Genomic DNA, 23,992 nt, shown 5'->3' with positions numbered 1-23,992 from the left:
ACATCACCCAACCACATGCACCAAGTCGTTCGCAAGACATTGACAAGACGGTGTCCGTCGGAGTGGAATGCGCTCAGGGGGAGCGTCGAGTTCTCCTGTTCAATCGAAATCAGGAGGTCGAAGTGCGGACTACTCTCGAACGTGTGGCCACGGCCGGGGACCGTTTCCTCAGCATCTTCGCGCCACCCCCGGTGAAAGCCGCGGGCTGCTCGAAGTGCTCAGCCTTCGCGCGGGTCTGCCCGCTGGGTGCACATCAGGACTGTCATTACCTGTACGCACAAGCAGGATGTGGCTCGTGCGGCTTCACCTGTGGCGCGTGCGTGGTCGGCCCGGTGGGATGAGGGCAAGCGACTGATCGACCCGAATGCGGCTGTGACTCCTCCGAAGGGGCGTCACAGCCGCATTCTCTTTCCCATCTGGGATGGGACACCCATCTGTGAATGCTGACAGCGGCGAGACGGTTCGAATGCAATACGCACCGCTCTCGACGGTCGGGATCACATGAGCAACGCCGGAACGCGGTGCACGAAGGGCTCCACCTCGGGTCGAGGTGGAGCCCTTCGGTGGCGGGACTACTTGGTGTAGCCCACGTCCTGCCACTTGACCGAGTACTGCTGGAACTGCGCGGGGCCGTAGTTCACGAGGTCCTTGCGCACACCCCAGGCGTACGGCTCGGCGAACAGCGGGATGGTGCCGGCGACGGCGACGATCTTCTTGTCGATCGCCTGCGCGTCCTTGATGCGGGCATCGGGGTCGAGCTCGGCGTTCGCCTTGTCCCATGCCGCGCCGAGCGAGTCGTCCGTCACGCCGGTGTAGTTCTGGCCGGCGTCGGCGGGGTAGTAGATCGACTTGAGCGACGAGATCGGGAACGGCGTGCCCTGCCACGCGAAGTACGTGGCGTCGAAGTCACGGCCGTCGGTGGTGATGTACTTCGTGAAGAAGTCGTCCGAGGGCACGGTGTCGATCGTGACCTTGAAGCCGGCGAGCTTCGTCTGCTGCTGCACGAGCTGCGCGACGTTCGCCGAGTTCGGGTTGTCCGACGGGATCACGAAGCGGACGTCGAGTTCCTTGCCGCCCTTGGTCGCGTAGCCGTCCGAACCGACCTTCCAGCCGGCGTCCTCGAGCTTCGACTTCGCCTTGTCGGTGCTGTAGCCGTAGACCGACGAGACGTCGTCCTGGTAGCCCTCCTGACCGGGCAGGTACGTCAGGTTGTTGAGCACGTCACCCGGGCTCTTCACCGGCGACAGGATCGCCTGGGCGAGGACCTTGCGGTTGATGGCCTGGGCGAACGCCTGGCGCACGTCCTGGTCCTTGAAGACGTCCGAGGTGCCGTTCAGCGTGATCTGCCGCTGCGTGGTGCCGAGCGAGCGCTCGATCTTCGAGTCGGAGCGGGAGTTCGCCGTCTTGAGGTTGTCGGCGCTGCCGTTCAGGTTGAACGCGTCGAGTTCCTTGTTCCCGTACGCCTGCGCGACACCGTCACGCGAGACCGTCTTGAAGACGATGGTGTCGAGCTTGCCCTCGTCGCCCCACCACTTCGGGTTCTTCTCGAACGTGAGGACGCCGCCGTTGGCGTCGAAGGACTTCACGATGTACGGGCCACCGGAGACGTAGGTCTTGCCGTCAGCGGCGTACGGACCCTTGGCCCAGGCGGTGTTGAAGTGCTCGGGGGTGTCGACGGCCCAGTACGGGTAGATGGAGCCCAGGACGCTCGCCCAGTCGGCGTTCGTCTTCGAGAACGTCATGATGACGTCGCGCTCGTCCGAGCCCTGCTTGACCGAGTCGACGTCCTCCCACACGTTGGTGGCGAGGGGCGCGAAGGCCTTGTTCGTGCCGTTCAGCGCCTTCCAGTTCGCGATGACGTCCTTCGCGCTGATCGGGGTGCCGTCAGACCACACGGCCTTCGGGTTGATCTTGATCTCGACGGTCTGGGGTGAGTCCTTGGTCAGCTCGACCGAGGTCGCGAAGTCCTTGTTCACCTCCCACTCGCCGTTCTCCTTGAACTGGATGAAGCCCGGCAGGTACGCACCGGAGATCGTCTGGTCGTCGACGGTTCCGGAGTCGAGGTTGTTGATCTGGAAGTTCGCCGGAGCGGTGTCGATCGGCAGGGTGATCGACCCGCCGTCCTTGACGTCCGCGCGGTCCGCGACGGTCCAGCCGGTCGACTTCAGCGACGACTCGGCGACCGCGGAGCTGCTGTTGCCCGCCTGTCCACCGCCGGAGCAGCCCGCCAGCACGACGGCCGCAGCCGCAGCGGTGGCCAGCACGGCGATGCCCTTGATCCTCTTTCGCATGGCGAGGATTCCCTTTCGTTGTGGTTCGCGCAGTTCGCGCTGGAACGCGGCGACCCCCGCCGCCACGCCTGTTGGTTGAGAACCCTAGTCACATCCGAAGGCTCCACAAGGGTTGATGTGGGGAATCGAAACATGCTCGTAACGAATGTTGCATAGCGTCACAACGGAAGTCCCACCCCTCCGTCGCGAGCGGCTAACCTGTCGCCACCGACAACGCCGTCCGGACGGACGGCCGCACCCCACGAGGTCCCAGTACATGCTTGCCTTCATCGCAAAGCGGATCGTCAACTACATCGTCCTGACGATCGTCGCGACGACCCTCGGTTACATCCTCGCCAGCAGCACGCTCAACCCGGCTGCCCGGTTCCTGGGCCGCAACCCGGCCGTGCCGCAGGGCACGATCGACGCGTCCCTGCGGAAGCTCGGTGCCGATCCGGACACCCCGCTCATCGTCCGGACGTGGACCTGGTGGTCGAACCTCGTGACGCACGGTTCGCTCGGCATGAGCACCCGCGGCACCGAGGTCACGGCCGACATCGTCGCCCGCTCCGGTACGAGCCTGCGCTTGCTGGTCATCGGCACCCTGCTCGGCGCGATCCTCGGGGTGCTGCTCGGCGTGTGGAACGCCGTCCGCCAGTACCGCACGTCGGACCAGGTCTCGACGTACCTGTCGTTCGCCGTGCTCGCCACCCCGACCTTCGTCATCGCGGTCGTCCTGATGATCCTCGCGACCGCGATGAACCAGGGGCTCGGCACCCAGGTGATCCGGTTCACGGGTGAGTACACGCCGGGGGTGAACGGGTTCTTCCCGGTGCTCGGCGACCGGCTGATACACCTGCTGTTACCCACGATCTCGCTGACCGTCGGCGCCGTCGCCACGTACTCGCGGTACCAGCGCTCCGCGATGCTCGACGTGCTGTCGAACGACTTCATCCGCACCGCGCGGTCGAAGGGCCGGACGCGTGGATCGGCCATCATGCGCCACGGCGTCCGCGTCGCCCTCATCCCGATGTCGACGTTCTTCGCGTACTCGTTCGGGCTGATCCTGACCGGCGCGAGCATCACCGAGCTGGTCTTCAGCTGGCACGGCATGGGCGAGTACTTCGTCCAGGGCATCACCAACAACGACATCAACGCGGCCTCGGGCACGATCCTCTTCACGGCGATCCTCGTGCTCATCGCAGGAACCCTCGCGGACCTGCTCTACGCCGCGCTCGACCCGCGAGTGAGGGTGTGACCCGTGTCTGTTCTCGACCCCACGACCACGACCACTGCCGGTGACCCCGGTGACGGCAACGCCGGCACCCCGGCGCACGTCATCGAGGTCAAGGGCGGCCGCACGCCGCTCTGGCGCAAGGTGTTCGGCACCTGGCGTGCCCGCATCGGTGGCGGCGCCCTGCTGCTCATCCTGCTGTGGGCCTTCGTCGGCCCGCACCTGTACCACTGGAACGCCGTCGACTCCGACGGTCTGGCGTTCGGCATGCCGCCGAGCGCCGCGCACTGGTTCGGCACGAACGACATCGGCCAGGACATCTACGCGCAGACGCTCGTCGGCCTGCAGAAGTCGCTGCTCATCGGCCTCATCGCCGGTCCGGCCGCCACGCTGATCGCCGGCATCGTCGGTGCGATCGCCGGCTACTTCGGCGGCACCGTGGACCGCGTGCTCGTGTGGGTCATCGACCTGCTGCTCGTGATCCCCTCGTTCTACGCGCTCGTGCTCCTCAGCCCGGTGTTCAAGAACCTGACGTGGGTGGCGCTCATCGTCGGCCTCGCGGTGTTCAGCTGGATGGTGATGGCCCGCGTCATCCGCGGCCAGACGATGTCCCTGCGCGAACGCGACTACGTGAAGGCCGCCCGCTTCATGGGGGTGCCGGCGTTCACGATCATCCGACGGCACATCCTGCCGAACGTGGCGTCCCTGCTCATCATCGACGCGACGCTCGGCGTCGGGGCCGCGATCCTGGCGGAGAGCTCGCTGAGCTTCTTCGGCTTCGGCATCCAGATCCCCGACGTCTCGCTCGGCACCCTGCTCGCCGCCGGCAGCCAGTCCGCCGTCACCCGCCCGTGGCTGTTCGTCCTGCCCGCCGCGACCCTCGTCGCGACCGTGCTCTCGACCAGCCTGCTCGGCGACGCCCTGCGCGACGCCATCGACCCCACCTCCGGAGCCAACCGTGACTGAGCCGCTGCTGACCGTGTCCGACCTGTCGGTCACGTTCAACCCGAAGACCAAGCCCGTCTACGCCGTCCGCGGGGTCGACTACACGGTGGCCCCCGGCGAGTTCCTCGGGATCGTCGGCGAGTCCGGCTCCGGCAAGTCGGTGTCCTCGATGGCCGTGATGGGTCTGCTCCCGTCGTCCGCCCACGTCGAGGGCAGCATCCGCTTCGACGGCCAAGAGCTCTTGGGCAAGAACGACCGCGAGATGTCCCGCCTGCGCGGCGGCGACATCGCGATGGTGTTCCAGGACCCGCTGTCCGCCCTGACGCCCGTGTACACGATCGGCCAGCAGATCATCGAGGGGCTGCGACTGCACGACCGCTCCCTCACCCAGCACGCCGCCCGCACCCGCGCCGAGGAGCTGCTGCGCGTCGTCGGCATCCCGAACCCCGCTCGGCGCCTCGACGCGTTCCCGCACGAGTTCTCCGGCGGCATGCGGCAGCGGGCGATGATCGCCATCGCCATCGCGAACGACCCGAAGCTGATCATCGCCGACGAGCCGACCACCGCGCTCGACGTCACGATCCAGGCGCAGATCCTCGACGTGCTGCAGACGGCGAAGGACATGACCGGCGCCGCCGTGGTCCTGATCACGCACGACCTCGGTGTCGTCGCCGGCAACGCGGACCGCGTCGCCGTGATGTACGCGGGCCGCATCGTCGAGACGGCTCCGGTCGAGCCGCTCTTCCGCGAGCCCGTCATGCCGTACACGATCGGGCTCCTCCGCTCGATGCCGAACATGACCGCGGCCCGCACCGAACGACTCGTCCCGCTCGAGGGCCGCCCGCCCCTGCTCACGCAGAAGCCGACCGGCTGCCCGTTCGCCGACCGCTGCCCGGCGGTCATCGACGCCTGCCGCGACGGCGAGCCCGCGCTGGTCGAGCCGACCGTCCCGCAGAGCGGCGACAACCCGGTCCTGACCGGGACCGTCCCGACGATCGGTAACGGCACGCTGCTCGACGACCACACCGCCGCGTGCATCCGTCGCGACGAGATCGCGGCGGGCACCCTCGAGCGGTCGGAGATCTTCCCCCGCCCCGAGGACATCCCCGAGGCGGCGGTCGACCACGGCGACGACGTCGTGCTCGAGCTCACCGACGTCGTCAAGACGTTCCCGCTCACCAAGGGCGCGCTCTTCCGGCGGCAGATCGGCGAGGTGCACGCGGTCGACGGCATCTCCCTGACGCTGAAGCGCGGGCAGGTGCTCGGGTTGGTCGGTGAGTCCGGCTGCGGTAAGACCACCACGATCATGGAGATCCTCGAGCTCGCCGGCGCCCAGCAGGGCACCATCCGGGTGAACGGCGTCGACACCGCGTCGCTGTCGAAGAAGGACCGCCTGGCGATCCGCCGCGACATCCAGGTCGTGTTCCAGGACCCGATGGCGTCGATCGACCCCCGGCTCGACATCGGTTCGGTGATCGGTGAACCGCTGACGGTGCACGGGGTCGCGAAGGACGAGATCCGCCGCCGGGTCCGCGAGGTCCTCGAGCTCGTCGGGCTCGAGCCGAGCTACATCGACCGGTACCCGCACGAGTTCTCCGGTGGCCAGCGGCAGCGCATCGGCATCGCCCGGGCGCTCATCGTCGAACCGAAGATCCTCGTGCTCGACGAGCCCGTCTCGGCGCTCGACGTCTCGGTGCAGGCCGGCGTGATCAACCTGCTCGAGGACCTGAAGCACCGCCTCGGCCTGTCGTACCTGTTCGTCGCGCACGACCTGTCCGTCGTCCGGCACATCGCCGACGACGTCGCGGTCATGTACCTCGGCCGGATCGTCGAGTACGGCGACGGCGACAAGGTGTTCTCCGACCCGCAGCACCCGTACACGCGGGCCCTGCTGTCGGCCGTGCCGGTGCCGGACCCGTCCGCCGAGGCCGCCCGTGGTCGGATCCTGCTCGACGGGGACCTGCCCTCCCCCACCGAGCGCATCGACGGCTGCCGGTTCCGCACCCGCTGCCCGCTCTACCAGCTCCTCGACGAGGGTCGGCAGGAACAGTGCCGCACCGTCGATCCGCGCCTGCAGGACGTGCACGGCCGCGGCGTCGCGTGCATCCAGACCGACCAGGAGCACCTGCTCACCGAGCGGGTCGGCGCGGTCGTCTGACGACGCGGGTCACGTGGTGGACGTGACCAGAGGACGGACGGGAGGCCCGGCACACGTCGTGCGCCGGGCCTCCCGTCCGTCTCGTGGTCGCGATCGCGAGCCGCGTCAGGCTCCCAGCCACAGGCTGAGCAGCGAGGCGGCGAGCAGCGCCAGCGCCGCTGCGCCGACCGCCAGGGCCGGCACGTCCCAGCCGCGCACGGCATCGCCGTCACCGGCGACGGCACGCTGCTCAGCCCACCGGTCGAGCAGCACGGTCATCTCGTCCGGCTGGCGCAGCACGGCACGCTCGCCGCGCCGGGCCGGCTTCGGCCGGGGCAGCGACGGACCGCCCCAGCACTGCACGCGACGGCCGGCGACCGTCTCGATGACGATCTGCCAGCGGAGCTTGACGTCGGCGACCGCGTGCCACGGCACCACGGTGCGGCGGAGCGGGTTGACGACGGTGACGGCCGTGTCGTCGATGCGGATGCACGGGCGGTAGGTGAGCACCCACAGGACCCAGACCAGCACGGCGATCGGTCCGACGGCGTCGAGCACCACGATCCAGCTGCCGCGCACCGCCGCGTCGACCAGCAGGAAGAGGCCCAGGACGGCGACGAGGCCGGCCGCCACGGCGCCTCCGCGACCAGCGCGGAGGACGACGGGACGTCCGGCCTCGTTCGTGTCCAGCAGGATCAGCGTCCGAACTCGAACCCGGCGCCGGGGATGGCAGCCAGGAGGTCCTTCGTGTACTGCTCCTTCGGGGCGGCGAAGACCTCGTCGGTCGTCGCCTTCTCGACGATCTTGCCCTGGCGCATGACGCACACGTTGTCCGCGACCAGGCGGACGACCGCCAGGTCGTGCGTGATGAACAGGTAGGTCAGGCCGAGTTCGGTCTGCAACTCCGTCAGCAGGTCGAGGATCTGCCCCTGCACGAGCACGTCGAGCGCGGAGACGGCCTCGTCGAGGACGATGACCTCCGGCTTGAGTGCGAGCGCGCGCGCGACGGCGATACGCTGCCGCTGCCCGCCCGAGAGCTCGTTCGGGTAGCGGTTGACCATCGACTTCGGCAGCGCGACCTGGTCGAGCAGCTCGAGCACGCGGGCTCGACGCGACGCCTTGTCGCCCACCTTGTGCGTGGCGAGCGGCTCGGCGATCGTGTTCCCGACGTTGTACATCGGGTCCAGCGAGCCGTACGGGTCCTGGAACACCGGCTGCACGCGGCGGCGGAAGTCGAAGAGGTCCTTGCCCTTCAGCGCGCCGATGTCGATGCCGTCGAACTGCACGGTGCCGCTCGAGATGCTCTCGAGCTGCAGCACCAGCTTGGCGACGGTCGACTTGCCCGAACCGGACTCGCCGACGAGCGCCGTGGTGGTGCCCTTCGGGATCGCGAACGACACGTCGTCGACGGCCTTGAGCTCGCGGGTGGCGAGGCTCTTGCCGCGCAGCTTGTAGATCTTCTCGAGGTTCTTCACCACGATGAGGTCCTCGGCGGGACGGTGCTCGCGCTCCTGCGCCCGGGCGATGAGCTCGGCGTCGTCGTTGCCGGCGTCGGCGATCTCGATGCGCTCGTGCTGCACCTTCGACTGGATGCGGCGGCTCGCGAGCGAGGGCGCCGCGGCGACCAGGCGCTGCGTGTACGGGTGCTGCGGGTTGGCCAGGATCTCCTTCGAGGGACCGGCCTCGACGACCTGGCCCTTGTACATCACGACGAGCTTCTCGGCCCGCTCGGCGGCGAGGCCGAGGTCGTGCGTGATGAACAGCACCGAGGTGCCGAAGTCGCGGGTCAGGCTCTCGAGGTGGTCGAGGATGACGCGCTGGACCGTGACGTCGAGCGCGCTCGTCGGCTCGTCGGCGATGAGCAGCTGCGGGCGGCTCGACAGACCGATGCCGATGAGCACGCGCTGTCGCATACCGCCGGAGAACTCGTGCGGGTACTGCTTGAGGCGGGTCGAGGCGTCGCCGAGGCCCGCTTCCTTCAGGACCTCGATCGCGCGGTCGCGGACGGCCTTCTTGCCGGTGGCCATGCCGTTCGCACGGATTGCCTCCTCGACCTGGAAACCGATCGACCACAGCGGGTTGAGGTTCGACATCGGGTCCTGCGGGACGTAGCCGATCTCCTTCCCGCGGATCTCGGACATCTCCTTGTCGCTCAGCCCGACGAGCTCGCGCCCGTTGAACTTGATCGACCCGCCGGTGACCTGGCCGGTGCCGGGCAGCAGCTTGATGATCGCCTGGGCGCTCGTCGACTTGCCGGAACCGGACTCGCCGACGATGGCCAGACGCTCGCCCTGCTCGAGGGTGAGGTCGACACTGCGCACGGCCTGCACGAGACCGGACTGCGTCTTGAAGCCGACCTGCAGGTCGCGGATCTCGAGCAGCGGGGCGCCGTCGGCGTTGGTGCGTCGGCCGGTGGGGTTGGTCAGCGTCTCGCTCATCGGCGGGCCCTCGCCTTCGGGTCGAGCGCGTCGCGCACCACGTCACCGAGGAGCAGGAACGCGAGCACGGTGATGGACAGCGCGGCCGACGGCCAGAAGATCGTCGACGGGTTGGTGCGGATCGACGTCTGCGCCGTTCCGATGTCGAGACCCCAGCTGAGGGCCGACGGCGGCAGTCCGATGCCGAGGAACGACAGGGTCGCCTCGGCCACGATGAAGGAGCCGAGCGAGACGGTCGCGACCACGATGACCGGAGCCAGCGAGTTCGGGATGACGTGGCGCAGCAGCGTCTTGAACCGGCTGACGCCGAGGGCGGCCGACGCCATGACGTAGTCGGCCTGCTTGGCGCTCAGGACGGCACCACGCATGATGCGGGCGATCTGCGGCCACGCGAACGCGGCGAGCACGAGCGCGACGGTGATCGCGTTCCGCGCGGGGATGACGGACATGATCACGATCGCACCGAGGACGGTGGGGATCGAGAAGAAGATGTCGCCGATGCGGGACACGATCGTGTCGAGCCAGCCGCCGTAGAAACCGGCCAGTGCGCCGATCACGATGCCGACCAGCGACACCAGGACCGTCGCGACGATGCCGACGATGAGCGAGTTCTGGGCGCCCCAGATCACGCGGGCGTAGACGTCGGAGCCCTGACGCGTGAAGCCCAGGATGTGCCCGGCCTCGGGTCCGCCGTCACTGTTGTCGAGGTTCGACGCCCGCGGGTCGACGTGGGCGAAGAGCCCGGGGAAGACCGCGACGACGATGATCAGCAGGATCAGGATCGAGGAGATCCAGAACGTCGGGCGGGTCCGCATGGACTCCCAGGCGTCGGTCCACAGGGAACGGGTCTTCTCGTCCTCGTTGACCTGGTCGATCGCCTGCAGGGGCGTTTCCTCCAGCGGGGCGACGAAGTGCGTCGCCGAACGGGGTGCGGCGTTACTTGGCATAGCGGATCCTCGGGTCCAGGACGGCGTAGAGCAGGTCCACCAGGAGGTTGGCGAGCATGAAGATGATGACCATCACGGCGACGAAGGAGACCACCGTCGGGCCCTCGCCGAGCTTGACGGCGCGGAACACCGTGCCGCCGACCCCGTTGATGTTGAAGATGCCCTCGGTGACGATCGCGCCGACCATCAGGTTGCCGATGTCCACACCCAGGTAGGTCACCACGGGGATGAGCGAGTTCCGGAAGATGTGCACGCCGACCACACGACGACGGGGCAGGCCCTTCGCGGTCGCGGTGCGCACGAAGTCCGCCGTGGTGTTCTCGGCGACGCTCGCGCGGGTGAGGCGCACGATGTAGGCGAACGACACCGTCGCGAGCACGATGGCGGGCAGGACGAGCTCGGACCAGGGGGCCTCGCCGGACACCGTGACCCGGAACAACCCGAGCTTGATGCCGAACACGTACTGCAGCAGGAACCCGACGACGAAGGTCGGCACCGAGATGAGCAGGAGCGACACGACCAGGGCGGTGGCGTCGAACAGCTTGCCCTTGCGCAGACCCGCGATGACACCGACGACGATGCCGGCGACGGCCTCGAACACGAGCGCGAGGATCGCCAGGCGAGCGGTGATCGGGAACGCCGAGGCGAGCTGCTGGCTGACCGGCAGTCCGGAGTAGGTCACGCCGAGGTCGCCGCGGAACACGCCGCCGATCCAGAGCAGGTACTGGACGATGAACGGCTTGTCCAGGTTGTACTGCTGGCGCAGCGTCTCGATGACCTGCGGCGACGGCTGGCGGTCGCCGAACAGTGCTGCGATCGGGTCGCCGGGCAGCGAGAACACCATGAAGTAGATGAGGAACGTGGCCCCGAAGAACACGGGGATGAGTTGCAGGAGGCGCTTGCCGAGGTACCAGAGCATCAGATCCCTGCCCGGTCCGGAGCGATGTCGATCAGGTTCATTGTGGTGAGGGGTGGACGTTCCGAGGGTCGGCACGGATGTCCGGTTCGGGCGGCGGCGCCCGATGTGGTGGGGGAAGGTGTTGCCGCCGAGGTACGGGGGTTCGGGGACCTGTGCGGTCCCCGAACCCCCGTCCGGTGGTCGCGAGGCAGGATACCTGCCCACGCGGTGCTCTCGAGGAGAGCGGTGTTACTTCGTGACCTCGATGTCGTAGTACAGCGGCACCGAGTTCCAACCGAACTTCACGTTGGACACGTTGTCGGCGTTCCAGACACCGGTGACGTTCGAGTACCAGAGCGGGATCTCCGGGAGGTCCTTGAACAGGAGCTCCTGGGCCTGGTCGAAGGACTTGTTGCCCTCTTCGACCGTGGCGGCCGAACGGCCCTCGGCGAGCAGGTCGTTGTACTCCTTGGAGTCGTACCGCGAGTAGTTGTTCGACGAGCCCTCACCCATGGTCGGGCCGAGGAAGTTGTACAGCGACGGGTAGTCGGCCTGCCAACCGGTGCGGCTGCCGCCCGTGAGCTTGTCGTTCGTCTGGAGGTCAAGGGCCTCCTGGAACGTCGGGATCGCGTTGCCCTCGGCCTTGATGCCGAGCGTGTTCGAGATCGAGTTCGTGACCGCGGTCACCCACGCCTCGTGCCCACCGTCGGCGTTGTACGTGATGGTGAGGGTGTCGTCGTACTTCGAGATCTTGTCGGCCTCGGCCCACAGCTTCTTGGCCTCGGACTCGTTGTAGTCCAGGACGTCGGAGCCGTCGAGGTCGTCGTTCCAGCCCGCGATGACCGGCGACGTGAAGTCCTTCGCCGGGGTGCGCGTGCCGTCGAAGATCTTGTCGGTGATCTGCTTGCGGTTGATGGCCATCGAGACGGCCTCACGACGCAGCGTGCCTTCCTCGCCCTTCCAGTGGTCGAGGTAGTACGGCAGGTAGATCGCCTGGAAGATGGCGGCCGGCTGGTTGACGTTCGAGTCCGGGAAGTCCGACTTGTACGTCGCGAAGGCTGCGTCCGGCACGGCGTCGAGGACGTCGAGGTTGCCGCCCTGCGCGTCGGAGTACGCGGTGTCCTGCGAGGCGTAGAACGTGATCGTCAGACCACCGTTCTTCGGCTTGCGCTTGCCCTCGTAGTCCTTGTTGGTGACGAGCTTGATGGACTGGTTGTGCGTCCAGGCCTTCTTGCCGTCGAGCTTGTACGGACCGTTGCCGATCGGGCTCTCACCGAACGCCTTGGTGTCGTCGTAGAACGAGGACGGCAGCGGCACGAACGCCGAGTAGCCGAGCGACAGCGGGAAGTCCGACTGGGCCGACTTCAGCGTGACGGTGAACTCGTCGTCGTCGACGACCTTGAGGCCCGTGAGCTCCGAGTCCTTGTCGGCGTTGTAGCCCTCGATGTTCTCGAAGAAGTAGCTGGCGCCCTGGGCGTTCGACTTCTGCGCGGCCCAGTTCCAGGCCTTGGTGAAGGACTCCGCGGTGACCTTCTCGCCGTTCGTGAACGTGTAGTTCGTGTTCAGCTTGATGTCGAAGGTCTTCGAGTCATCGGTGTCGATGCTCTTCGCGACCTCGTTGACGGACTTGCCGTCGGCGTCGTAGGACACGAGGCCCTCGAAGAGCGAGTCGATGATCTTGCCGCCACCGGTCTCGGTGGTGTTCGACGGGATCAGCGGGTTCTGCGGCTCGCTGCCGTTGGTCGTGACGATGCCGGAGGCGTTGGACGAGCCCGAGCCACCCCCACTGTTGCTGTTGCTGGAGCAGGCGGTCAGGGCGAGTGCTGTGGCCCCGAGCACGGCGAGGGCTGTGAGCCCGGCGCGCTTCTTGATCAAGGTTCCTCCTGGTGCATGGGACGCGCAAGGGCACAGCGGTGTCACCCGGGCGCGTTTGACATCTGCACTGTAGGCAAGGTGGACAGCAGCCTCCAAACCCTGGAGCGAACGGTTACAAGCCGGTAACCAACTTGCACGATCCTTGCGAGAAGATGCAAGATTCGCGCGCTTGCTGGACGCCCTCGCGCTTTTGTTGCATCTGCATGAAATTCGTTGCACTGCGACACAGTTCTGTGCAAGGAAGACCTGTCCCGAGTCCCCCTCAGGACCCGGGCATCCGCGCCGCACCAGCCGTACCGTGAACACGTGCTCGCGAACGACATCCCCCATCTCCACGTCCCCTCCTCCCCCACCGTCAGCGGTGATCCCGGGGACGGCGGAGCAGCCTTCGTCGCGGTCTCGCGTCCGGACCTCGAACAGGACGCGTACCGCAGCACCATCGAACGCGTGACCGGCGAGGGCGCGGTCCGCTGGACGTCGGGCGACCGCGATTCGTCGCCGACACTGTCACCGGACGGTCGCTGGCTCGCCTTCCTCCGGTCCGTCGACGACGACCACGGCGTCGCCCACCCACAGCTCGCCGTCGCACCGGTGCACGGCGGCGAGGCCCGCGTCGTCACCGCGCTCCCCCTCGGTGCCGGCGACCCCGTCTGGTCGCCCGACTCGACACGTGTCGCGGTGACCGCACGGTTCCCCGAACCCGGGCGCTACGGCTCCGCAGTCCCCGGCGGCGACCGTCGCCCGGCAGCGGCCGCCGAGGCGCCGCGGCTCGTGTCGCGGCTCGACTTCCACGTCGACGGCACGGGGTACCTGCTCGACAAGCCGCAGCAGATCGTGGTCGTCGACGTCACCGACCCGGCAGCGGCACCGGTGGACTCCCCGCTCACGAGCGCGCCCTGCTCGGTCTCCGCACCGGCCTGGTACCCGGACGGCGGCGCGCTCCTCGTCGTCGCCCCGCGAGACCTCGGTGTGCGTGAGACCCACGACGACGACCTGTACCGCGTCGACGCGTCCGACGGCACGATCGCGCTGGCGATCCGGACCGAGGGCTCCGTCAGCTCGATCGCGATCGCCCCGGACCGTACCGTCCACTACGTCGGGGCGTCGCACCGCGACGGGCGACTGGTCGGCGAACCCGAAGGACTGTGGGTCGCGGCCCACGACTCCGAACCGGTCCGACTGACCGCGCGCGAGACGGTCGACGTCTCCGGGACGCCGGTGTTCCACCGCGACGACGTCCTCGTGCAGGTGCTCGACCGCGGCACCGTCACCGTCCGTCGTGTCCCGGCCGGCACGACGGCTCCGCTCCGGCTGGACCAACTGGGGGTCGTCCTCGGCGGCCGTCTGGTCGTCTCGGGCTTCGACGTCGACGGGGACGTCCTGGTCGCCACGGCTGCCACGACGGACTCGCCCGGCGAGGTCCACGTGGTCGACCTGACCGTGACCGACGATGCCCTCCCGACGGTGCTCACCGACTACGCGGCCCCGCTCCGGTCCGAGGCGTCGGCCCCCGGTGTCCGCCGCATCGAGGAGCTCACCGGGAACGCTCCCGACGGCACCCCGGTGCACGGCTGGGTCGTCCTGCCCGAGGGCGAGGGGCCGCACCCCGTCCTCCGGGTGGTGCACGGCGGACCGTTCGGCCAGGACACCTGGGCGTTCTTCGACGAGGCGCAGGTCTACGCCAGTGCCGGGTACGCCGTCGTCATCGGCAACCCGCGCGGTTCCGGCGGGTACGGCCTCGACCACGGCCGCGCGGTCATCGGGGCGATGGGCACCGTCGACGTCGACGACGTGCTCGCCCTGCTCGACGCAGCGCTCGAGCGCCCCGACCTCGACGCGGCACGCGTCGGCATCATGGGCGGCTCGTACGGCGGGTTCATGACGAGCTGGGTCGCCGCGCACCACGGCGAGCGGTTCGTCGCCGCGTGGAGCGAGCGCGCCGTGAACGCGTGGGACTCGTTCGCGGGCAGTTCCGACATCGGTTGGTACTTCGCCGACGCGTACGTCGGTGCCGACCCGGGAGAGCAGCGTCGCCGCAGCCCACTGACGTACGCCGCGCAGGTCACCATCCCGTTCATGGTCGCGCACTCGGAAGCCGACTGGCGCTGCCCGATCGAGCAGGGGCAGCGCCAGTTCGTGGCCCTCCGGCGCGCGGGAGTCGACGCGTCGTTCCTCGCGTTCCCCGGCGAGGGCCACGAACTCTCCCGCTCCGGCACGCCGTGGCACCGCGTGCAGCGGTTCGAGCACGTCCTCGCGTGGTGGGCGCAGCACCTGCCCGTCACGCCGGTGGACGCGGGTCGCTAGGCGAACGCCTCCACCGGCGGGCACGCGCACACCAGGTTGCGGTCGCCGTACGCCTGGTCGATCCGGCGCACCGGCGGCCAGTACTTGCGGCCGCTGATGCCGGGCAGCGGGTAGACGGCCTGCTCGCGGGTGTAGGCGTGCGCCCACTCCCCCGAGATCACCGACGATGCCGTGTGCGGGGCGTGCACGAGCGGGTTGTCGTCCGCCGGCCACTCCCCGCGCTCCACCGCCGAGGCCTCGGCACGGATGGCGAGCATCGCGTCGACGAACCGGTCGAGCTCGGCCAGGTCCTCGCTCTCGGTCGGCTCCACCATCAGGGTGCCGGCGACCGGGAACGACATGGTCGGGGCGTGGAAGCCGTAGTCGACCAGGCGCTTCGCGACGTCGTCGACGGTGATGCCGGTGGTGTCGCGCAACGGCCGCAGGTCGAGGATGCACTCGTGCGCCACGAGGCCGTCCTCGCCCGTGTAGAGCACCGGGAACGCGTCGCGCAGGCGGGCCGCGATGTAGTTCGCCCCGAGCACGGCTGCTTCGGTCGCACGGGTGAGGCCCTCGAGCCCCATCATCCGGACGTAGGTCCACGTGATGGGCAGGATGCTCGGGCTGCCGTACGGTGCCGCGCTGACCGGGCCGCCGGCGTGCGCCAGGCGGTCGTCGGCCTCGGCCGCGGTCGAACCGGGCCGTCGGTCGGCCTGCTGCGCGAACGGGTGCCCCGGCAGGTACGGCGCCAGGTGCGCCTTCGCCGCGACCGGACCGACACCGGGTCCGCCACCGCCGTGCGGGATGCAGAAGGTCTTGTGCAGGTTGAGGTGCGAGACGTCGCCGCCGAAGTCGCCGAAGCGGGCGTGGCCGAGCAGGGCGTTGAGGTTCGCGCCGTCGACGTAGACCTGCCCGCCGGCGTCGTGCACGGCGTCGCAGATCTCGCGGATGTCGTGCTCGTACACGCCGTGGGTCGATGGGTACGTGATCATCAGCGCCGCGAGGGTGTCGGCGTGCTGTTCCGTCTTCGCGCGGAGGTCAGCGAGGTCGACGTTGCCGTTCTCGTCGCAGGCGACCACGACGACCTTCATGCCGGCGAGCACCGCGGACGCGGCGTTCGTACCGTGCGCGCTCGACGGGATGAGGCAGACGGTGCGCTCGGTGTCGCCGTTCGCCAGGTGGTACCCGCGGATCGCGAGGAGTCCGGCGAGCTCACCCTGGCTGCCGGCGTTCGGCTGCAGGGACACGGTGTCGTACCCGGTGACCTCGGCCAGCCAGGACTCCAGGTCACCGATCATGTCGAGGTAGCCCTCGACGTCGCCGCGCGGCGCGAACGGGTGGATGTTCGCGAACTCCGGCCACGTCACCGCGGCCATCTCGGTCGCCGCGTTGAGCTTCATCGTGCAGCTGCCGAGCGGGATCATGCCCCGGTCGAGCGCGTAGTCCTTGTCCGCCAGGTGCTTCAGGTACCGCATCATGCGGGTCTCGCTGCGGTGTGCGCTGAAGACCGGGTGCGTCAGGTACTCGCCCTCGCGCAGCAGACCGGCCGGGAGGCCCGTGGCCGCGTCCCGCACGGCCGCCTCGGTCGCCGGGACGGTCACGTCCACCGCCCCGAACACGCCCGCTAGTCGGGTGACGTCGTCGGGCGTGGTCGTCTCGTCGACGGAGAGCTGGAACACGTCCTCGTCCACCTGGTGCAGCAGGAAGTCGGCGTCCTGCGCTGCGGCGACGACCGCCCCGGCGCGACCGGTGGCCCGCAGGGTGAGCGTGTCGAAGAACGCGTCGTGCACGACCTCGAGCCCGGCGTCGCGGGCGACCTCGGCGAGCGCCGACGTCGTCCGGGCGACCCGGTTCGCGATGAAGCGCAGCCCCTCGGGCCCGTGGTAGACGGCGTACATCGAGGCCATGACGGCGAGCAGGACCTGCGCGGTGCAGATGTTGCTCGTCGCCTTCTCGCGCCGGATGTGCTGCTCGCGGGTCTGCAGGCTGAGGCGGTAGGCCATCGCACCGTCGGCGTCGAAGGACACCCCGACCAGGCGACCGGGCAGCTGGCGTTCGAGCCCTGCACGCACGGCGAGGTAGCCGGCGTGCGGGCCGCCGAAGCCGAGCGGGACGCCGAAGCGCTGGCTCGTCCCCACGGCGACGTCGGCCCCCAGGTCACCGGGGCTGGCGAGCAGGGTCATGGCGAGCAGGTCGGCCGCGACGACGGCGATTCCGCCGCCGGCGTGGACGCGCTCGATGATCGACGACGGGTCGACGATCCGGCCGGAGGCACCGGGGTACTGCACGATCACGCCGAAGGCGCCGTCGAGCTGCTCGTCGGTCGGCCCGGTGACAGGGTCGAACGCACGCAGCGTGATGCCGACGGCGTCGGCGCGGTGGTCGAGCAGCGCGCGGGTCTGCGGCAGCAGGTCGTCGTCGACCAGGAACGCGTCGCCCTTGACCTTGGACGCGCGGCGAGCGAGGAGCATGCCCTCGACCACGGCGGTGCCCTCGTCGAGCATCGAGGCGCCGGCGGTGGCCATGCCCGTCAGGTCGGAGACCATGGTCTGGAAGTTGATGAGCGCTTCGAGCCGGCCCTGCGAGATCTCCGGCTGGTACGGCGTGTAGGCCGTGTACCAGCTCGGGTTCTCGAGCACGTTCCGCTGGATCACGGCGGGGGTGTGGGTGCCGTGGTAGCCGAGGCCGATCATGGCCCGGCGGACGGTGTTGCGTCCGGCCTTGGTGCGGAGTTCGGCGAGCGCCTCGGTCTCGCCGACGGCGGCGGGGATCACCGATTCGGTGACGGGTGCTGCGTGGATCGACTCCGGGATCGCCGCGCGGACCAGGGCGTCGAGCGACGGCCGGCCGACGGTGTCGAGCATCGTCTGCTGGTCGGCCGGAGTGGTGCCGATGTGGCGGTCGGCGAACGAGGTCTGCAGGTTCTGGAACCCCCGCTGGTCGTCGGGGCCGGTCATGCGATGGACGCCCGGTACGCGTCGTGGTCCATCAGGTCCTCGGGGAACGAGGTGCCGTCGACCTTGATCTTGACGAGCCAGCCGGTGCCGAACGGGTCCTGGTTGACGGTGTCGGGGGCGTCGACCACGGCGTCGTTGACCGCAACGACCTCGCCCTCGATCGGCGCGAAGAGTTCACCGACGCTCTTGGTGGACTCGATCTCGCCGATCTGCTCGCCCGCGGTGGTGGCGGTGCCGACGGCGGGGAGCTCGACGTAGACGACGTCACCGAGCTGCTCGGCGGCGTGGTCGGTGATGCCGACGGTGACGGTGTCGCCCTCGACGAGGAGCCACTCGTGGTCGGCGGTGTACTGGAGTGCGGTCTGGTCGCTCACGGGATCAGCCTTTCTGAGGACGGCGGTAGAAGGGGAACGCGGTGACGGTGCTGGGGATGGCCGTTCCGCGGACGTCGATGTGCAGGACTTGTCCCTCGGTGGCGAGCGCCGGGTCCACGAAGGCCATCGCGACCGGGTGGCCGAGCGTCGGCGAGAGGGCACCCGAGGTGACGGTGCCGACGACCGTGCCGTCGTGCACCACGTCGTAGCCGGCACGCGGGGCGCGGCGCCCCTCGGTGACGAGCCCGACGAGCACGCGGGCGTCGTCCGACGGCGCGACACCGGCAGCGCCGACGAAGTCACCGCTCTTCGCGACCACGCGGCCGAGGCCTGCCTGGGCGGGGCGCACGTCGGTGCCGAGCTCGTGCCCGTACAGGGGCATGCCGGCCTCGAGCCGCAGGGTGTCGCGTGCCGCGAGCCCTGCGGGGACGACACCGCGGTCGGCGCCGGCCTCGAGCAGCGCGTCCCAGATCGCCGGGGCGACCTCGGGTGCGCTGTAGAGCTCGAAGCCGTCCTCGCCGGTGTACCCGGTGCGGGCGACGAGCACCTCGGAGCCGTCGAACACGGCGTGCAGGGCGCGGTAGTAGCCGAGGTCGTCGAGGGGGCTCTCCGGCTGCAGGCGGTCGGCGACGACGAGGGCGTCGAGCGTGCCGGCGGCCGCGGGGCCCTGGATCGCGACGAGTGCGGTGCTGTCCGAGTCGTCCGACACCGCGACGTCGAAGCCGTCGGTGCGCGCGGACAGTGCGGCGACGGCGACCTCGCGGTTCGAGGCATTCGCGACGACGAGGAACACGTCGTCGTCGGTGCGGTACACGACGAGGTCGTCGAGGATCCCGCCGTCCTCGGCGAGCAGCAGCGAGTACTTCGCGCGGCCGAGCGGCATCGCGCCGAAGGAGCCGGCGAGCGCGTGGTCGAGGAACACGACGGCGTCCGGACCGGTGACGCCGATCTCGGCCATGTGCGACAGGTCGAAGACCCCGGCCGACTGACGCACGGCGTGGTGCTCGGCGAGGTCGGACGAGTAGCGCACGGGCATGCGGTACCCGGCGAAGTCGGTGAAGGTCGCACCGGCGGCTTCGTGCGCGGGTTCGAGCGGGGACGAACGCAGTGGCGTCGGACTCATGGCGGAGTTCTCCTGGCATCAGCAGGGCCCGGCGACGATCGCCGGGTGGAACTCCCCCTCTGTCATGGGCCTGAGAGTTTCACCGCGGCCCGTGAGGTCCGGCGGCTTTCACCGTGGGCGAGACGACTGAGCGTCTGCTTTTCAGAGTGGCCTGTCCGCTGCGGTGTGGGACCTGAGAGATTGACGGGGGGATTGCTCCTTCGGTGCCGTGCGTGCGCCCGAGGGCACGTGCAGGGCGTCTCCCGCGACGGATGAGCGGCCGGTGTGTTCAGTTGTCCGCGCCGAGCATACCGAGACCGCGTTACGAACGTGTGTCGCGTACCGGCCTTCGACATCTCGTAGAATGCGGGGATGGCCGGACAGCGATCACGCCCCAGGGGGCAGCTCGAGCAAGCGGTGCTCGACGCGCTCCGCTCCGTGACCGACGGCCTCACCGCACGACAGGTGCTCGATGCCTTCCCGGAGCCCCGGCCGGCGCTGACCACCGTGCTCACCGTCCTCGACCGGCTCGGCCGCAAGGGCCAGGTGGAGCGGCAGGAGCACGACGACGCCCCGCTGAGCTTCCGTGCCGTGCACAGTCGCGACGAACAGACCGCGTCCCTCATGTCGAGTGCGCTCGCCGCCTCGGCCGACCGCGAAGCAGCGTTGCTGCAGTTCACCGGCTCGCTCGCCTCCGACGACCTCGAGGCCCTGCGCCGCGCCCTCGACGCCCGCGCACGTTCCTGACCGGGGTCGCTCCGTGGTCGTCGCCGGCATCGCGCTCATCGTCCTCGCCCTGCTGGTGGTCGTGTTCGCACCGAGGGTGCTGACCCGATCCGCGTGGACCATCGACCGCCCGCGCACCGCCCTGGTCTGCTGGTCGCTCGCGGTGCTGCTCGGCGTCGTCGGGTTCGTCGCCGGCATCGCCCTCGTCGTGCTCGCCGACCGCCCGCTCACCGAGCTCCTCGGCGGTGACGGCTCCCCCACGCACGGCTTCAACGTCGGCGTTGCACTGCTCGCGGTCATCGCGTTCGTCGTCGCCGTCCGCGTCCGGCCCGGGCCCGAGCACGAGGCCGTCCGCCAGGCCATGCGCTCCGGCGTCGCGCCGCACCGCGAGATCGACGGCACCCCGGTGGCCGTCGTCGACGCGGACCACGCCCTGGCCTGCGCCGTGCCCGGGCGGAGCGGCGGTGTGCTGGTCAGCACCGGCTTGGCAGACCGGTTGCGGACGGACGAACTGGAGGCGGTGGTCGCCCACGAGCGCGCCCACCTGACCCAGCACCACGCGGCTGCGGTCGCGGTCGCCGAATCGATCGAACGTGCGGTCCCGTGGGTGCCCGGTGCGCGCGCTATGGCGCGCTCGACGCGCGTCCTCGTGGAGTTCGCCGCCGACGACGCCGCAGCCCGACGTGTCGGACGCGACGCCCTGCGCCGGGCCGTCCTGGTGGCGGACGAGAGCAGCGCGCTCGGGGCAATCCGGGCCTCCCGTCTGTCCTGAGCGAGCACGTGTCGGAGGCGAGGCATATGGTGATCGGACCGTGAAGCCACTGACCGAAGCCGACATCCGATCCTCGTTCGTCAACGCCACCCCCGACGAGCTCGAGCAGCTGCCGATCCCCGGCCTGCACGAGATGCTCTGGGACGAGCGCGAGTTCCTGGGCTGGCGCGACCCGCAGGCCGCCCGCCGCGGGTACATCGTGTCCTGGATCGACGACCGCCCCGTGGGCATCATCGTCCGGTCCGCGGGCGGGTCCCTGCGCGCCGGCATCGCCGCGATGTGCTCGTTCTGCCACTCCCCCCAGCCGGCGACGCAGGTGCGGCTGTTCTCGGCACCCCGTGCGGGCGAGGCCGGGCGCAACGGCAACACGATCGGCACCTACATCTGCGAGGACCTCGGGTGCTCCATGCTCATCCGCACCGCTCCTCCGCACCTCAACCCGCCGGCGACGATCGCGATGCGCGGTGCCTCGCTGCTGCAGCGCGTGCAGAACTTCACCGCGGACATCATGAAGTCGACGTGAGCCGCTTCGGCACCGCCCGCTGGGCCGTGGTCGAGGAACTCGGCGACGGCCGCTGGCGCCTCACCCTCCGCGACGAGGCCGATGACGAACTCGGTGCGTTCGGCCTCGGGGTCGAAGGGCCGTGGGACCCGGACGTCGAACCCCACGTCGGGTTCGTGCTCGTGCAGCTCGGGCTGACCCTGCGGGGTGCACGGCCGTGGCACGTCGACGAGCTCGGCGACCACCGGGCGCCCGTGCTCGCGCTCGGCTGAGCGAAGCGCTTCCAGCCGGGCGTCGCTCAGTCGGCGTCGCTCAGTCGGCTTCGACGAAGTTCCGCAGGATCTCGCGGTCGTCGTCGGCGCGCATCGCCCACGACAGCTCGCTGCGGTGATCGCTGTCGGTGAGCGGCAGCAGCACGACGGTGTCCGGTGCGGCGAGTGCGGCACTCTCCGGAGCGACGGTCACGCCGAGTCCCGCGCCCACCAGGTGCAGGACGGTGGCCCAGGTCGTGGCCTCCTGCACGACCACGGGCCGTCTGCCACCGGCGGTGACCGGGGCGAGGTTCCGCTCGGTCGCGAGCGAACCGGCCACGGCGGGGAAGAACACGAACGGCTCGTCCACGAGTTCGGTGCCTCGGATCGCCGTCCGGTCGGCGAGCCGGTGTCCGCGTGGGACCGCCGCGACGAACGCCTCGGTCCGGAACGGCAGCAGCCGCACGGCGGGGTCCGGGTCCGGGTCGCGCACGACGGCCAGGTCCAGCTCGCCCCGCACGATCCGGGCGAGGAGCGTCGACGAGTAACCCTCGGTCAGGTCCACACGGACCAGCGGGTACCGCGCACGGAACGCCTGCACGCGCTCGATCGGCCCGAGGGGCAGCGCGGAGACGACGAACCCGACGTCGAGCCGGCCGGCCTCGCCCCGCCCGACCCGCACCGTCTCGTCGAGATCGCGGCGCACCTGCCCGAGCAACGACCGCGCGCGCCCCTGCAGCACCTGGCCGGCGGCGGTGAGGGCGACGCTGCGGCTCGTCCGGACGAACAGGTCGACGCTGAGTTCGCGCTCGGTGCGGCGGATCTGCTGGGACAGCGCGGGCTGCGCGATGCGGAGGCGCTCGGCAGCGCGTCCGAAGTGCAGTTCGTCGGCCACGGCGAGGAACGCGCGGAGCTGACGGAGGTCGACGTCCGGATCCCGATCCATGCACGCAGCCTATCGATCGAAGCGAACGAGTATTGGACGTGACCTCATCCGGGTCGGAGGATGGACACATGCCCGAAGCGACCTCCACCGTCACCATCGCCGACCTCGCCACCCCCGCTGACGCCGAGGCGTTCCGTGTCCTCAACGAGGCCTGGATCACGCAGTTCTTCGCGCTCGAGGACGAGGACCGCAAGTTCCTCGGCGACCCCGTCGGTCACGTCGTCGAGCCCGGCGGCGCCGTCTTCGTCGCGCGACTCGACGACCAGGTGATCGGGTGCATCGGCATCGCGCCGACGACCCCTGGGGTGTTCGAGCTCGTGAAGATGGCCGTCGCGCCCGGTCATCAGGGGCACGGCACCGGTCGGAAGCTCATCGCCGCTGCACTCGACCGCGCCCGGGAGCTCGGCGCGCAGCGGATCGACCTCGAGAGCAACGCACAGCTGGCCAGCGCCGTGCACCTGTACGAGGCGTTCGGCTTCCGGCACCTGCGCGAGGACGAGCTCGTCCCGAGCCCCTACGTCCGCGCCGACGTGCACATGACGCTCGAGCTGCGCTGACGTTCGAGCTGCGCTGACGTTCGATCGGCACTGACGTTCGAGCGGCACTGACGGCGGACCGGAGGCTTCGGTACGCTCGCGGCATGGCGACGTACGAAGTGCAGGCGGTCCGTGAGCGCGGCGTGTGGCAGGTGTTCATCGACGGCTTCATGGTCACCGAGGTCGACCGCTGGCCAGCCGTCGGCTTCGTCGCCCGCGAGATCCTGGCGATGGACCGCACCGACGACCTGCAGATCCGCGTCGTCGGGCGCGATCAGTACATCGACTGACCCTGTCAGCGAGCGGCGGCGACCAACTGCTGTGCTCGCTGGTGCGACACGTGGAGCAGCGGTCCGATCTCACGCACCGTGAGTCCGGACTCGTGCAGGATCAGCGCCGCCGCGGCCGTCTCCTTCGCTGCCTCGATGCGCGCTCGCTCGGATTCTTCGCGGAGCGCCACCGCGCGGTCCAGGTGCGCCTGTGCCGCTTCGGGCATCGCCACCTCGACGACGAGCTCGAAGGACTCCGGATCGCGGTCGTCGTTCATCAACGAGAGCCAGTCGCGGGCCATGAACTCGATCTCACGCTCGCGCTTCGCCTGGGTCCGGATGACCCCGTCGATCCAGATCACCCAGTACTTCTTGCCGCGCTCAGCTCGCACCGTGTGTCGGCTCATCGTCGCCCATCTCCTTCTCGGTCGCAGTCACGGAGGATGCCGCGCGCCGTCATCTCCTCCACCTCTCGGTGCCTCGGGACGACGATCGTGTTCCGACCGAAGCGGAACAGGTCGTGACTCCCG

General features: G+C 69.6%; 21 protein-coding genes and 1 riboswitch. Of the genes, 10 read left to right on the top strand and 11 right to left on the bottom strand.

Annotated elements, in window-relative coordinates; genetic code table 11:
- Positions 1-572: 572 nt before the first annotated feature.
- A complete protein-coding gene (locus tag EDF51_RS04880) occupies positions 573-2,291 on the bottom strand; it encodes an ABC transporter family substrate-binding protein (RefSeq protein WP_131878326.1) in 1,719 nt (572 codons plus the stop codon).
- A gap of 256 nt (positions 2,292-2,547) precedes the next feature.
- On the opposite strand from EDF51_RS04880, the gene EDF51_RS04875 reads away from it, so the two are divergent.
- Genes EDF51_RS04875 through EDF51_RS04865 form a run of 3 tightly spaced genes read left to right on the top strand, consistent with a single transcriptional unit; the run spans position 2,548 to position 6,607 of the window.
- Positions 2,548-3,528 (top strand): ABC transporter permease, encoded by a 981-nt coding sequence (locus tag EDF51_RS04875; protein WP_123938965.1) that lies wholly within the window; start codon positions 2,548-2,550, stop codon positions 3,526-3,528.
- 3 nt (positions 3,529-3,531) lie between these two features.
- The gene (locus EDF51_RS04870) at positions 3,532-4,470 is read left to right on the top strand and encodes an ABC transporter permease (protein ID WP_123340697.1); all 939 of its coding nucleotides are present in this window, start codon (positions 3,532-3,534) and stop codon (positions 4,468-4,470) included.
- Positions 4,463-6,607 (top strand): dipeptide ABC transporter ATP-binding protein, encoded by a 2,145-nt coding sequence (locus EDF51_RS04865; RefSeq protein ID WP_123294114.1) that lies wholly within the window; start codon positions 4,463-4,465, stop codon positions 6,605-6,607. The genes EDF51_RS04870 and EDF51_RS04865 overlap by 8 nt, the downstream gene beginning before the upstream one ends.
- A 105-nt stretch (positions 6,608-6,712) precedes the next feature.
- Here the strand turns inward: EDF51_RS04865 and EDF51_RS04860 are convergent, their stop codons facing one another.
- From EDF51_RS04860 to EDF51_RS04840, 5 genes are all read right to left on the bottom strand, one after another.
- A complete protein-coding gene (locus tag EDF51_RS04860) occupies positions 6,713-7,219 on the bottom strand; it encodes a PH domain-containing protein (protein WP_133936894.1) in 507 nt (168 codons plus the stop codon).
- 62 nt (positions 7,220-7,281) lie between these two features.
- Positions 7,282-9,024 (bottom strand): ABC transporter ATP-binding protein, encoded by a 1,743-nt coding sequence (locus EDF51_RS04855; RefSeq protein WP_131878322.1) that lies wholly within the window; start codon positions 9,022-9,024, stop codon positions 7,282-7,284.
- Entirely contained in the window at positions 9,021-9,971 is a 951-nt protein-coding gene (locus EDF51_RS04850) for an ABC transporter permease (RefSeq protein ID WP_123938969.1), read from the bottom strand. The genes EDF51_RS04855 and EDF51_RS04850 overlap by 4 nt, the downstream gene beginning before the upstream one ends.
- Positions 9,961-10,890 (bottom strand): ABC transporter permease, encoded by a 930-nt coding sequence (locus EDF51_RS04845; RefSeq protein WP_123938970.1) that lies wholly within the window; start codon positions 10,888-10,890, stop codon positions 9,961-9,963. Before EDF51_RS04845 ends, EDF51_RS04850 begins: the two co-directional genes overlap by 11 nt.
- A 228-nt stretch (positions 10,891-11,118) precedes the next feature.
- Positions 11,119-12,744 (bottom strand): ABC transporter substrate-binding protein, encoded by a 1,626-nt coding sequence (locus tag EDF51_RS04840; RefSeq protein WP_123938971.1) that lies wholly within the window; start codon positions 12,742-12,744, stop codon positions 11,119-11,121.
- A gap of 306 nt (positions 12,745-13,050) precedes the next feature.
- On the opposite strand from EDF51_RS04840, the gene EDF51_RS04835 reads away from it, so the two are divergent.
- Positions 13,051-15,048 carry a S9 family peptidase gene (locus tag EDF51_RS04835; protein WP_131878320.1) on the top strand — a complete coding sequence of 666 codons (1,998 nt, stop codon included), beginning with the start codon at positions 13,051-13,053 and terminating at the stop codon, positions 15,046-15,048.
- Here EDF51_RS04835 and gcvP read toward each other — a convergent pair.
- The 3 genes from gcvP to gcvT are packed head-to-tail and all read right to left on the bottom strand — an operon-like array spanning position 15,045 to position 19,481.
- On the bottom strand, positions 15,045-17,984 hold the full coding sequence (gene gcvP, locus EDF51_RS04830) for an aminomethyl-transferring glycine dehydrogenase (protein ID WP_131878318.1): 2,940 nt from the start codon (positions 17,982-17,984) through the stop codon (positions 15,045-15,047). The two genes, EDF51_RS04835 and gcvP, sit on opposite strands and share 4 nt — an antisense overlap.
- Positions 17,981-18,358, bottom strand: a complete 378-nt coding sequence (gcvH, locus tag EDF51_RS04825; protein WP_123294121.1) for a glycine cleavage system protein GcvH — start codon at positions 18,356-18,358, stop codon at positions 17,981-17,983. The genes gcvP and gcvH overlap by 4 nt, the downstream gene beginning before the upstream one ends.
- Before the next feature lie 4 nt (positions 18,359-18,362).
- Complete coding sequence (gene gcvT / locus EDF51_RS04820; RefSeq protein ID WP_131878316.1) at positions 18,363-19,481, bottom strand: glycine cleavage system aminomethyltransferase GcvT; 1,119 nt, start codon at positions 19,479-19,481, stop codon at positions 18,363-18,365.
- A 49-nt stretch (positions 19,482-19,530) separates the two neighbouring features.
- Positions 19,531-19,636, bottom strand: a riboswitch (glycine riboswitch).
- 196 nt (positions 19,637-19,832) lie between these two features.
- On the opposite strand from gcvT, the gene EDF51_RS04815 reads away from it, so the two are divergent.
- Genes EDF51_RS04815 through EDF51_RS04800 form a run of 4 tightly spaced genes read left to right on the top strand, consistent with a single transcriptional unit; the run spans position 19,833 to position 21,732 of the window.
- Complete coding sequence (locus tag EDF51_RS04815; RefSeq protein ID WP_111084962.1) at positions 19,833-20,207, top strand: BlaI/MecI/CopY family transcriptional regulator; 375 nt, start codon at positions 19,833-19,835, stop codon at positions 20,205-20,207.
- A gap of 13 nt (positions 20,208-20,220) precedes the next feature.
- Positions 20,221-20,958 (top strand): M48 family metalloprotease, encoded by a 738-nt coding sequence (locus EDF51_RS04810; RefSeq protein ID WP_111084961.1) that lies wholly within the window; start codon positions 20,221-20,223, stop codon positions 20,956-20,958.
- A gap of 40 nt (positions 20,959-20,998) precedes the next feature.
- Positions 20,999-21,481: an FBP domain-containing protein gene (locus EDF51_RS04805; protein WP_166673494.1), complete on the top strand. Its 483-nt coding sequence runs from the start codon at positions 20,999-21,001 to the stop codon at positions 21,479-21,481.
- Complete coding sequence (locus EDF51_RS04800) at positions 21,478-21,732, top strand: hypothetical protein (protein ID WP_111084959.1); 255 nt, start codon at positions 21,478-21,480, stop codon at positions 21,730-21,732. Before EDF51_RS04805 ends, EDF51_RS04800 begins: the two co-directional genes overlap by 4 nt.
- A gap of 40 nt (positions 21,733-21,772) precedes the next feature.
- Here EDF51_RS04800 and EDF51_RS04795 read toward each other — a convergent pair whose 3' ends face one another.
- Positions 21,773-22,657 (bottom strand): LysR substrate-binding domain-containing protein, encoded by an 885-nt coding sequence (locus tag EDF51_RS04795; RefSeq protein WP_131878312.1) that lies wholly within the window; start codon positions 22,655-22,657, stop codon positions 21,773-21,775.
- Between the two features lie 68 nt (positions 22,658-22,725).
- Here EDF51_RS04795 and EDF51_RS04790 point away from each other — a divergent pair, with 68 nt between their 5' ends.
- Complete coding sequence (locus EDF51_RS04790; protein ID WP_131878310.1) at positions 22,726-23,214, top strand: GNAT family N-acetyltransferase; 489 nt, start codon at positions 22,726-22,728, stop codon at positions 23,212-23,214.
- Positions 23,215-23,297: 83 nt separating this feature from the next.
- Positions 23,298-23,483 carry a hypothetical protein gene (locus tag EDF51_RS04785; protein ID WP_131878308.1) on the top strand — a complete coding sequence of 62 codons (186 nt, stop codon included), beginning with the start codon at positions 23,298-23,300 and terminating at the stop codon, positions 23,481-23,483.
- A gap of 5 nt (positions 23,484-23,488) precedes the next feature.
- On the opposite strand, the gene EDF51_RS04780 is transcribed toward EDF51_RS04785, so the two are convergent.
- Complete coding sequence (locus EDF51_RS04780) at positions 23,489-23,869, bottom strand: hypothetical protein (protein WP_134194055.1); 381 nt, start codon at positions 23,867-23,869, stop codon at positions 23,489-23,491.
- Positions 23,870-23,992 lie beyond the last annotated feature (123 nt).

The organism is Curtobacterium sp. PhB25, from assembly GCF_004365375.1.
GTDB lineage: Bacteria > Actinomycetota > Actinomycetes > Actinomycetales > Microbacteriaceae > Curtobacterium.
The sequence above is the reverse complement of the archived record's forward strand: the minus strand, read 5'-3'. Positions and strand labels throughout refer to the sequence as shown.

Excerpts from the sequence above, each read along its gene's own strand:
- EDF51_RS04880 (WP_131878326.1), bottom strand. The coding sequence starts at position 2,291 with ATGCGAAAGAGGATCAAGGGCATCGCCGTGCTGGCCACCGCTGCGGCT.
- EDF51_RS04875 (WP_123938965.1), top strand. The coding sequence starts at position 2,548 with ATGCTTGCCTTCATCGCAAAGCGGATCGTCAACTACATCGTCCTGACG.
- EDF51_RS04855 (WP_131878322.1), bottom strand. The coding sequence starts at position 9,024 with ATGAGCGAGACGCTGACCAACCCCACCGGCCGACGCACCAACGCCGAC.
- EDF51_RS04850 (WP_123938969.1), bottom strand. The coding sequence starts at position 9,971 with ATGCCAAGTAACGCCGCACCCCGTTCGGCGACGCACTTCGTCGCCCCG.
- EDF51_RS04845 (WP_123938970.1), bottom strand. The coding sequence starts at position 10,890 with ATGCTCTGGTACCTCGGCAAGCGCCTCCTGCAACTCATCCCCGTGTTC.
- gcvP (WP_131878318.1), bottom strand. The coding sequence starts at position 17,984 with ATGACCGGCCCCGACGACCAGCGGGGGTTCCAGAACCTGCAGACCTCG.
- gcvT (WP_131878316.1), bottom strand. The coding sequence starts at position 19,481 with ATGAGTCCGACGCCACTGCGTTCGTCCCCGCTCGAACCCGCGCACGAA.
- EDF51_RS04815 (WP_111084962.1), top strand. The coding sequence starts at position 19,833 with ATGGCCGGACAGCGATCACGCCCCAGGGGGCAGCTCGAGCAAGCGGTG.
- EDF51_RS04795 (WP_131878312.1), bottom strand. The coding sequence starts at position 22,657 with ATGGATCGGGATCCGGACGTCGACCTCCGTCAGCTCCGCGCGTTCCTC.
- EDF51_RS04790 (WP_131878310.1), top strand. The coding sequence starts at position 22,726 with ATGCCCGAAGCGACCTCCACCGTCACCATCGCCGACCTCGCCACCCCC.
- EDF51_RS04785 (WP_131878308.1), top strand. The coding sequence starts at position 23,298 with ATGGCGACGTACGAAGTGCAGGCGGTCCGTGAGCGCGGCGTGTGGCAG.
- EDF51_RS04780 (WP_134194055.1), bottom strand. The coding sequence starts at position 23,869 with ATGAGCCGACACACGGTGCGAGCTGAGCGCGGCAAGAAGTACTGGGTG.